The organism is Corallococcus exercitus (assembly GCF_003611585.1).
Lineage (GTDB): Bacteria > Myxococcota > Myxococcia > Myxococcales > Myxococcaceae > Corallococcus > Corallococcus exercitus.
Genome location: NZ_RAVW01000386.1, coordinates 1 through 9,451, shown reverse-complemented (window position 1 = coordinate 9,451; position 9,451 = coordinate 1). Strand labels below are relative to the sequence as shown.

The 9,451-nt window shown below is 70.4% G+C and carries 8 protein-coding genes; 4 read left to right on the top strand and 4 right to left on the bottom strand.

The features are described 5' to 3' along the window. Positions 1 to 105 precede the first annotated feature (105 nt). Positions 106 to 1,389 carry a dicarboxylate/amino acid:cation symporter gene (locus D7W79_RS33075; protein WP_120529344.1) on the top strand — a complete coding sequence of 428 codons (1,284 nt, stop codon included), beginning with the start codon at positions 106 to 108 and terminating at the stop codon, positions 1,387 to 1,389. A 3-nt stretch (positions 1,390 to 1,392) separates the two neighbouring features. Here the strand turns inward: D7W79_RS33075 and D7W79_RS33070 are convergent, their stop codons facing one another. Continuing rightward, positions 1,393 to 2,631 carry an SO2930 family diheme c-type cytochrome gene (locus D7W79_RS33070; RefSeq protein WP_120529343.1) on the bottom strand — a complete coding sequence of 413 codons (1,239 nt, stop codon included), beginning with the start codon at positions 2,629 to 2,631 and terminating at the stop codon, positions 1,393 to 1,395. 24 nt (positions 2,632 to 2,655) lie between these two features. After that, complete coding sequence (locus tag D7W79_RS33065) at positions 2,656 to 4,209, bottom strand: parallel beta-helix domain-containing protein (RefSeq protein ID WP_120529342.1); 1,554 nt, start codon at positions 4,207 to 4,209, stop codon at positions 2,656 to 2,658. Positions 4,210 to 4,558: 349 nt separating this feature from the next. Between D7W79_RS33065 and D7W79_RS33060 the strand changes: the two genes are divergently transcribed. Beyond that, complete coding sequence (locus D7W79_RS33060) at positions 4,559 to 4,993, top strand: hypothetical protein (RefSeq protein ID WP_147442171.1); 435 nt, start codon at positions 4,559 to 4,561, stop codon at positions 4,991 to 4,993. 52 nt (positions 4,994 to 5,045) lie between these two features. On the opposite strand, the gene ypfJ is transcribed toward D7W79_RS33060, so the two are convergent. Both ypfJ and D7W79_RS33050 read right to left on the bottom strand, forming a co-directional pair. Further along, positions 5,046 to 5,903, bottom strand: coding sequence for a KPN_02809 family neutral zinc metallopeptidase (gene ypfJ, locus D7W79_RS33055; protein WP_120529340.1), 858 nt, complete (start codon positions 5,901 to 5,903; stop codon positions 5,046 to 5,048). Positions 5,904 to 6,058: 155 nt separating this feature from the next. Next, positions 6,059 to 7,375: a neutral/alkaline non-lysosomal ceramidase N-terminal domain-containing protein gene (locus D7W79_RS33050; RefSeq protein ID WP_120529339.1), complete on the bottom strand. Its 1,317-nt coding sequence runs from the start codon at positions 7,373 to 7,375 to the stop codon at positions 6,059 to 6,061. A gap of 166 nt (positions 7,376 to 7,541) precedes the next feature. On the opposite strand from D7W79_RS33050, the gene purF reads away from it, so the two are divergent. Beyond that, the gene (gene purF, locus D7W79_RS33045; protein WP_216627297.1) at positions 7,542 to 8,927 is read left to right on the top strand and encodes an amidophosphoribosyltransferase; all 1,386 of its coding nucleotides are present in this window, start codon (positions 7,542 to 7,544) and stop codon (positions 8,925 to 8,927) included. Then, a complete protein-coding gene (locus tag D7W79_RS33040) occupies positions 8,920 to 9,378 on the top strand; it encodes a hypothetical protein (protein ID WP_208729902.1) in 459 nt (152 codons plus the stop codon). The genes purF and D7W79_RS33040 overlap by 8 nt, the downstream gene beginning before the upstream one ends. The last annotated feature ends 73 nt before the right edge of the window (positions 9,379 to 9,451 follow it).

Below are 9,451 nucleotides of genomic sequence, written 5' to 3'. Positions count from 1 at the left end.
GGAGCGGGTCGCAATGATGTGGGGCGTCCTTCGGATGGGAACGCGGCGCTGGACCCGCGAGGGGGTTAGGGTCTGCCGGTCCACCGGTGTGAGAGGTGTCGCGCGATGAAGCTCTGGGCCCGCTGGTTCCGCATTCCCTTCTGGCAGCGCGTGCTGGGCGCCTTCGTGTTGGGCGCGCTCGCCGGGTGGGCGCTGGGCGACCGGGCCGGCACGTGGCTCCAGCCGCTGGGCACGCTCTACGTCCAGCTCATCCGGATGATCGCCACGCCGCTGGTGTTCTTCGCCGTCATCCACGCGGTGTCCGCGCTGCGCGGCCAGAAGAGCGTGGCGGCGCTGGGGGGCCGCACCTTCCTCTGGTTCGCCGTCACCGCCGCGCTGGCCGTGGGCGTGGGCCTGGGCACCGCCGCCCTCACGAAGCCGGGCCTGGGCGTGGGCACGCTCCAGGTGGCCAGCGACTACAAGCCCCGGCAGGTGCCCGGCCCCGTGCAGGTGCTGCTGGACGTGGTGCCCACCAACCCCTTCGCCGCGCTCGCCGAAGGCAAGATGCTCCAGGTCATCTTCTTCGCGGGCCTCCTGGGCTTCGCGCTGGTGAAGCTGGGGGAGCGCACGGAGCGCCTGCGCGCGCTCGTGGGCGAGGCCAGCGACGCGATGATTCAAGTCACCCGCTTCGTGCTGGAGCTGACGCCGCTGGGCACCTTCGGCCTCATCGCCGCGCTGGTGGGCACCTACGGCTTCGAGCGCCTCCTGCCCCTGGGCACCTTCGTCCTCACGCTGTACCTCGCGTGCGCGGTGCACGTCGTCTTCGTGTACGGAGGGCTGCTGGCCGCGCACGGGCTCAACCCGCTGCGCTTCTTCCGGGGCGCCGCGCCGGGCATGCAGGTGGCGTTCGTCAGCTCCTCCAGCTTCGCGTCCATGCCGGTGGCCCTGCGCAGCGTCACCCACAACCTGGGCGTCAACCGCGACTACGCGGCGTTCGCGGTGCCGCTGGGCGCCACCATCAAGATGGACGGCTGCGGCGCCATCTACCCGGCCATGACGTCGCTGTTCGTCGCGCAGTACTTCGGCCTGACGCTGTCCGCGCCGCAGCTCTTCATCATCCTGCTGGCGTCCGTGCTGGGCAGCTTCGGCACCGCGGGCGTGCCGGGCACGGCGGTGGTGATGACCACCGTCGTCCTCAGCGCCGCGGGGCTGCCCCTGGAGGGGCTGGGCTACCTGCTGGCCATCGACCGGGTGCTGGACATGATGCGCACCCTCACCAACGTCACCGGCCAGATGCTGGTGCCGGTGCTGGTGGCGCGCGAGGAGGGGCTGCTGGACCTGGCCGTCTACAACCGCGCGTCCAGCAACGTGGGGCTGGAGGAGCCCCAGCCCCCGTCGCCAGTGGCGTGAGCGCTACTTGCAGGTCTTCGCCGGCAGCGAGTCGATCCAATCCGCGATGAGCTGCGAGCCCTCCGCGTGGTGAACCGTGCGGCCAATCTGCGGCATCATCTTGCCGGACTCCTCCGTGTGCATCCGGTACCAGAGGATGGACTCCGCGTGGTTGCCGGGGAGGATGTCGAACTCACCGCCCACGCCGCTGCCCGCGGAGCCCGGGCGCTTGCACTCGCCCAGGCTGAACATGCTCGTGGTCCCGATGTCGAGGAACAGCTGGCTGGTGACGCCCGCCGTCCCCTTCGGGTTGTGGCAATGCGCGCAGTTGATGTCCAGGTACGTGCGCGCCCGCGTGGTCAGGTCCGCCGCCTGCGGGTCGAACGCGTCCGGCGCCTTCGGCAGCTCCGCCGCCGCGGGCAGCCCGTCCAGCCTGCCCAGTGAGGCCAGGTACTCCAGCTGATCATGCTCCGCGCCGCCGTAGGTGTTCGTGCGGTGCAGGTAGCGCGCCTTCACGCCAATGGGGTGCATCACCTGCGCCCCCTGGTCGTCCAGGAGGTGGTGGCACTGCTGGCACTGGTTCTTGGAGGGCACCGAGTACTTGAACGACCGGGTCTCCCCTTCCGTGTCGATGAACGTCACGTCGCGGGAACGGCCGCCGGTGGCCAGCGTGGCCTCCGTCTGCTCCGTGTTCCAGACGTACGGCCACGCCTCCCAGCCCGAGGGCTGGTGCACCAGGACGCGCGTCTCGATGTAGCGCACGTCCTGGTCCGGCTTCCGCATGTCCGCCGGGAAGGCGAACGTCTTGGTGATGAGCGTCCCCACCGGCAGGTCCAGCGCGGCCATGGGCTGGTAGTGCGCCGTCTTGCCGGGAGGGATGTAGAGGGTGCGTGACTTGACCGCGTAGTCGGAGAACAGCGCGGTGGTCAGGGTGTAGGGCACGTTGCCCTCCACCGGGACCAGCCCCCCGTCCGCCGGGGTTCCGGTGAACAGCCCGTAGCCCGACAGCGTGTTGGGGATGACCAGCGGAGGGCCCGCGTCCGGCTCGCCCGCGTCGGGCGTTCCGGAGTCCACGGGCCCTGCGTCCGGCGCACCCGCATCCGGTGTGCCCGCGTCGGGAACCCCCGCGTCCTCCGTTCCTGCATCCGGCACGGAGGTCCCCGCGTCGGGTGTGGGGTTCTCCGGGTCGGAGGAACCGCAGGCCGCCAGCGACAGCGCCAGCAGCACCACGGAGAGACGGGGGTTCACGAACGACGTCCACATGGGTGTCACGCTCCCTGACCGCGATTACTGGATGAAGTCGCCAATCGTCAGCGCCGGGCTGAAGCCCGCGCAATCGAAGGCGGTGCCCGTGGCGGCGTAGTGCCGCGTCTTGCCCCACGCGCCCACCAGGTCACCCTTGCCCGCCAGGGTGGCGGCCGCCTGCAGGTCCAGGTCCACGATGGCCGTGGCGGTGCCAGAGGGCAGCTTGTTCTTGGTGAAGCAGATGTTGATGGGGTTCAGCTGCGACCGGTCATGACCGAAGGGATCCAGGCCGTCCCACAGCAGGTGCTCCACGGAGAGCGTGCCCACCGTCTCGCCGTAGGCGTAGAGCGCCGCCAGGGCCGCGCCCAGGGGCCGCAGCGACTGGCTCGTGTTGCCGTTGTCCACGTTGTCGCCGCTGCCACCCTGGAAGGTGTTGTCGTGGATGTTGATGTCCGCGCTCGCGAAGTTCAGGCCGCCCGCGACCCACTGCGCCGGATCGGACTCGATGGCGAGGCCGCTCAGCACCGCCACGTCCACCGTGTTGTTGTTGCCCCAGGTGTTGCCCGTCAGCTCCACGCGGCGCGACGCCAGGAGGAACGTGCCCGTGCCCGCCGGCACCTGCGACACCGTGCTGCTGCTGGCCTGGACGGACGCGAAGTTGCCCCGGTTGTTGCCGGTGATGGTGTTGTTCTTCACCCGGATGTCGGTCCCCTTGATGGGGTTGCCCGGCAGGTCGAACACCACCAGGCCCGTGGTGTTGTCCTGGGCGGTGTTGCCCAGCACGTAGGCGTACTTCGTGTTTTCAATCTCGATGCCCGCCACGTTCTGCTTCGCCACGCTGTTGCGCACGACGGCGTACTCGGTCTGGCCCACGTAGATGCCCGCGTCCGCGGCGTTGTACGCCTCGCAGTCCTCGATGAGGACGTACTTGGACTTCACCGGGTACAGGCCGTACTTGCCGTTGCTCTCCTTGTTGGCCTCCGCCCACTCCGTGCGCACGCTGCGCATCACGACGTCCGTGGAGGACTCCACGCGGATGGCGTCCTTCTTCGCGTTCCACACCGCCAGGCTGCTCACCGTGAAGCGGTTGCCCACCACGTCCAGGCCGTTGGAGTTCGCCGCGGCGTTGGTGAACACCAGCACCGTGCTGCTCGCCCCGCCTGTGCCCTCGCCCTTCGCGCCCTTGCCCGCGCCCACCAGCGTGATGCCGTTCTGGCGGATGGTGATGGCGTTCTCGAAGGTGTACGTGCCCGCCGCCAGGTTGATGGTGGTGCACTCGGCCAGCGTGTTCACCTGGTCCTGGAGCGCCTCTTCCTGGCCCGGCGCGAAGTTCAGCGTCGTCTGCGCCTTGCCCTCGCAGGAGAAGGTGCCCGCGCTGCCGCCGTCCCAGGGGATGCCCGTGTCCACGGAACCCGCGTCGCTGCCCGCGTCCGTGGTGCCCGCGTCGCTGCCCGCGTCCGTGGTGACGCCCGCGTCCACCTTCACGCCCGAGTCCGGCGTCTTGTCGTCGTCATCCGAGCAGGCGGTCAGCGAGAGGGCCCCAACCAGGGCCAGAAGGGTCGCGCTCGTTGCGCGGGTCCACTGCAAACGGGGCATGTCATTCCTCCGCGAGGCCGCTCCGCATGGGCCGCGGGCAAGCTCCCGGGCCCGCGAAGCAGCGGGAAGGCGGCATGCTCGGAGCAAAGACACACTGACGACAAGCACAAGTTACACGTTTGTGTTTTGACGCAGCGCCCCTTTGCCACGTCTGGAAAAGCACGTGCACGCGGTAAGCCTATCGTTCGCAATGTGTTCGGAACGCGATTGACGCAAGGCTCCACGGCCGGCGCCCGGGCAGGCGTGGTGGCAGTGCCGCGTGCTCCCCGGGGCCCACCCGGGCGGTCATCTTGAGAAGCAGGTCGCGGCGCGGTTCCCCCTCTCCCGCGACGGAAAGCAGGAGGACTCCATGCGCGCAGGCACCCTGGTGACCCTGGTGGTGGCGCTCGCGTCCGGCCCGGCCACGACGGCATTGGCGCAGCAGGACGAAGCGGCGACTGCCCCGGTGGGCAATGACTCGCAGAACTTGGATGACCCGCAATCACTGACAGGGCATTCCGGCGACAGCACCTTCTGGGACAATTACTGGTATCAGCCGCCCGCGAACAGCGGCGGGTTCCAGCAGCCGCCCGCTGGCGCGTACCAGCTCCAGCAGCCCCTCGTGGGTTCGTACGAACTCCAGCAGCCACTCAACGGCACGTATCAACTCCAGCAGCCGCTCACCGGCACGTATCAACTCCAGCAGCCGTTGAACGGGACGTATCAACTGCAACAGCCGCTCTACGGGACGTACCAGCTCCAGCAGCCGCTCATGGGGACGCAGCAGCAGCGCCCCCGCCGTTGAACGGAACGGGCGCCACGCAGGCGCCCCGGCCCCGCTGGGGTTTCAGCGCCCCCTACCGCCGGGCGTTGAAGGTGTCGCACGCCTCCAGCGTCCCCTGCTCCAGGCCGCGCTTGAACCAGGTCATGCGCTGCGCGGCGGAGCCGTGGGTGAAGGACTCGGGGACGACATAGCCCCGGGCGCGCTTCTGGAGGGTGTCGTCGCCCACGGCGCTGGCGGCGCCCAGGCCCTCCTCCACGTCCCCCTGCTCCAGGATGTTGCGGTCCTTCTGGGCGTGGTTGGCCCAGATGCCGGCGAAGCAGTCCGCCTGGAGCTCCGTCAGCACGGAGAGCTGGTTGGCCTGCTCCTCGCTCGTGCGGTTGCGCATCGACTGCACCTTGCGGGAGATGCCCAGCAGGTTCTGCACATGGTGGCCCACCTCGTGCGCGATGACGTACGCGCGGCCGAAGTCACCGGGCGCGCCGAAGCGGCTCTCCAGCTCCTCGAAGAAGCTCAGGTCCAGGTACACCTTCTGGTCGCCCGGGCAGTAGAACGGCCCCACCGCGCTCTCCTGCGCGCCGCACGCGGACTGCACCGCGTCCGTGAACAGCACCAGGTGCGGCTGCACGTAGCGCACGCCCTGCGGCTCCAGCAGGCGGGGCCAGGTGTCCTCGGTGTCCGCGAGGACGACGGAGGCGAACTCCTTCATCTTCTCCTGCTGGGGGTCCACGTTCCCGGAGCCGCCCGTGGCCGGATCCGAATACGGAGAGCTGCGCGAGCCGATCTGCACGTCGGACGGGTCTCCGCCCAGCAGCATCACCAGCAGCGCCACCACCAGCGACGCGGCGCCACCGCCCACCGCGAGCGGACGCCCGAAGCCACCTCCCCGCCGGTCCTCGATGTTCGAGCTGCGACGGCCGCCTTCCCACCTCATCCCGTGCCCCCTGAACGCAAAGATGATCTGGAGACCAAGGTAGGCAGCGGGCCCTCCGTCAGCGACGGTGCGGCCCACCCCTGCCGGACGTCAGGAGGTTCCCAGGGCAAGCGGGCAGGCGGGCCGTCGCCATGACCGCCCGGTCTCCGCCCGGTCTACTTCCCGGCGGAGAAGCCCACCGCGCCGGAGGCCACGCGCGCGGCGGCGCCCAGGCGCTCCAGCAAGGTGGGACCGAAGTACTGGCGCCGGGACTCGCCCTGCCCCGCGCGCACCTGCTCTGGCGTGTCCAGGTAGCCCACGTAGCCGTTGGCGAGCCCCAGCACGTGCGTGGCCCCGGAGAGGTCCGCCAGCGCCCGGCCCGCGCCCACGGTGGGCTCGCCCGGGATGGACAGCAGCTCCAGTGGCCCCAGCGCCAGCGCGTCCACCTCCGCCTCGCGTGGGGATGAACCGCACAGGAAGTTGTCCCCCGCCGCCCGGGTGAAGGCCGGCACCAGCCGCGACGCGTCTGGCCGGGGCAGCGCTGTCTTCACCCGTGCGAACGCCAGCCGCACCGGCCCCGCCTCGGGCACTCCGGCCGCCGTGTCCGCCAGCGAGGACAGCTTGCGCGCGAAGCCCAGGGCGCGCTCGGGGCCCTGGCCCTCGGAGAAGGCCACGGACGCATTGCCCGCGCTGCCCTGCACGAGCAGGGAGACGCCCTGGCCCGACTCCTCGCGCAGCGTGCTCAGCCGGCCCGGGTAGTCCGGATCCACCAGCGCCCGCTGCCGGGGAATGAGCGTGGCGTGCGCGGCGAACACCAGCAACTCCGCCACCGGCCCCGTGGGCCCGCGAAACACCACCCGCGTGAGCTGGCCGTCCGGGGCGTCGCCTCCGGAGCGGGAATAGACAAGCCCCGCGTCCGCCGCGCCGCCCACCTCCAGCCCCACGTCCGCCATCGAGGCCGCGGCCTTCTCCAGCGCTTCGCTCGCGCCAGCCACCGCCGCGTTCACGGAGGCCTCCTGGTAGTGCCCCGTCCCGGACAGCTCGGCCACCCAGCGAGCGTCGTAACCGCCAAAGGAGGAGTGCGTGTGCGTGGCCACCACCAGCACCTCCTTCACCCCCGCCTTCGCGGCGCGCTCGCGCACCCGCTCCGTGATTTCCGGGGTCACCAGGAGCAGCTCCAGCGACACCACGCCCACGCGCGCCCCACCGGCCTCCAGCACCAGGGCCCTCGCGTGGAGGGGCTGCTCGGCCTGACTCGCCTCGGGCCGGGGGGGCGGATAGCCCGCCACCACCACCGGAAAGGGCGGGGAGAGGGCCACCTTCGCCGCGCCTGCCCGCAGGGGGCCTTCGCCACGCACCTGTGACAGCACCTCGGGCGTGCGCTCCTCCCACCTCCCACACCAGTTCCACGAGGCGAGCGCGTAGGCGGCCCCCGCCGTTAGCAAGGCGAAGGGCAGCAGGGTGCGGAAGAAGGAGCGCCGGGAGGAGGACATGCCACGGGGAGCGTAACCCCTCGGCGCTTCCGGGCGGCTCCTACCTTTCAGGCAACGGCACCTTGCCTGGCCTACAAGGGCCGACGTCGTCAGCAGGTGGAATACCTGGCTTCAAGGCGTGCGTTCCTGTTCCGCTTCGCGGTCGAAAGGGGTAAGGCAGCGCACCATGTGCGGCATCTTCGGAATCGTGGGTCACGGAGAGGCGTCCAACCTGACGTACCTGGGGTTGCACGCCCTGCAGCACCGCGGACAGGAGTCCGCCGGCATCGTCGCGTCCGACGGGCACACCCTGCGCGCGCACCGGCAGATGGGCCTGGTCGCGGACATCTTCACCGCGCCGGTGATTGAAAACCTTCCCGGTGAGGCGGCCATCGGCCACGTGCGCTACAGCACGGCGGGTGGCAGCGGCATCAAGAACGCCCAGCCCCTGTTCGTGAACTACGCGGGCGGCCAGTTCTCCATCGCGCACAACGGCAACCTGGTGAACGCGCCGGAGCTCAAGGCGGAGCTGGAGGCGGAGGGCGCGCTGTTCCAGTCGGACGCGGACACGGAGGTGGTGATGCACCTCCTCGCCCGCTCCAAGCAGCCCACCTTCGAGGCGCGCCTCGTGGAGGCGCTGCGCCGGGTGGAGGGTGCGTACAGCATCCTGCTCCTCACCGAGGACAAGCTCATCGCGGTGCGCGACCCCAACGGCTTCCGGCCGCTGGTGCTGGGCAAGATGAAGGAAGGCGCGTACGTGCTCGCCAGCGAGACGACGGCGCTGGACCTCATCGAGGCGGAGATCGTGCGCGAGCTGGAGCCCGGTGAGCTGGTCGTCATCGAGAACGGCGTGCTGCGCACCAGCATGCCCTTCAAGCCCGCCGCGCGGCTGGGGCGCTGCATCTTCGAGCACGTCTACTTCGCCAAGCCTGACTCGGTGCTCTTCGGCAGCAGCGTCTACGAAGTCCGCAAGCGCCTGGGCATGCAGCTGGCGCGCGAGCAGCCCGCGGAAGCGGACCTGGTCATCGCGGTGCCGGACTCCGGCGTGCCCGCGGCCATCGGCTTCTCGCAGGCGAGCGGCATCCCCTACGACGTGGGCCTCATCCGCAGCCACTACGTGGGCCGCACCTTCATCGAGCCCCAGCAGTCCATCCGCCACTTCGGCGTGAAGCTGAAGCTGTCCGCCGTGCGCAGCGTCCTCAAGGGCAAGCGCGTGGTGGTGGTGGACGACTCCATCGTGCGCGGCACCACCAGCCGGAAGATCGTGAAGATGCTCAAGGCCGCGGGCGCCGTGGAGGTGCACCTGCGCATCTCGTCGCCGCCCACGCAGTGGCCCTGCTACTACGGCATCGACACGCCCAGCCGCACGGAGCTCATCGCGGCCAGCCACACCACGGAGGAGATCGCCAAGTACGTGACGGCGGACTCCCTGGGCTACCTGTCCCTGGAGGGGCTGGGCACCGCGGTGGAGGACCCGAAGCGGAGCACCTACTGCACCGCGTGCTTCTCCGGGCAGTACCTCACCGACAAGCTGACCCAGAACGCGGGCTCGGCCACCAAGCTCAGTGCCTGAGACACCGGCCGAGCCCTCGGGCCGGCCCGGGCTCGCCCAGGCGGAGCGGCAGTTCGTCCGCTCCGTCGTCGCGGGCCTGGTGTTGTTGGGCGCGGTCGCCGTCGTGGGGCCGCTGCTCTCCTATCGCAGCGACGTCGCCGGGGCCCGCGCGGAGTTCCAGTCCCGCATGACGCGGGAGGCGCGCGTCTACGCGGAGGCGCTGGGCCTGCACCTGAAGCTGCTCCAGACGGAGCTGTTGCGCGTGTCCGAGGGCGTGGGCCCGGACGTGAAGCGCGAGCTGCCCACGGAGGACCTCCAGGACCTCACCACGCCTCGCGCCGGCCTCTTCCACGCGGGCGTGATGGTGCTGGACGCGCAGGGCAAGCTGCGCTGGAGCGACCCGCCTCTCGCGGAGTCAGACTCGACTTTCGCCCTTTTGAGCCGGGAGGCCCAAGCAGGGGGGCGAGGGTAGAAGGGGCTGAGGGTAGGAGAAGAGCGGCCATCGAGGCCAGCTGAGAGAGGTGTCCGGCAAGACACGCCTCCTC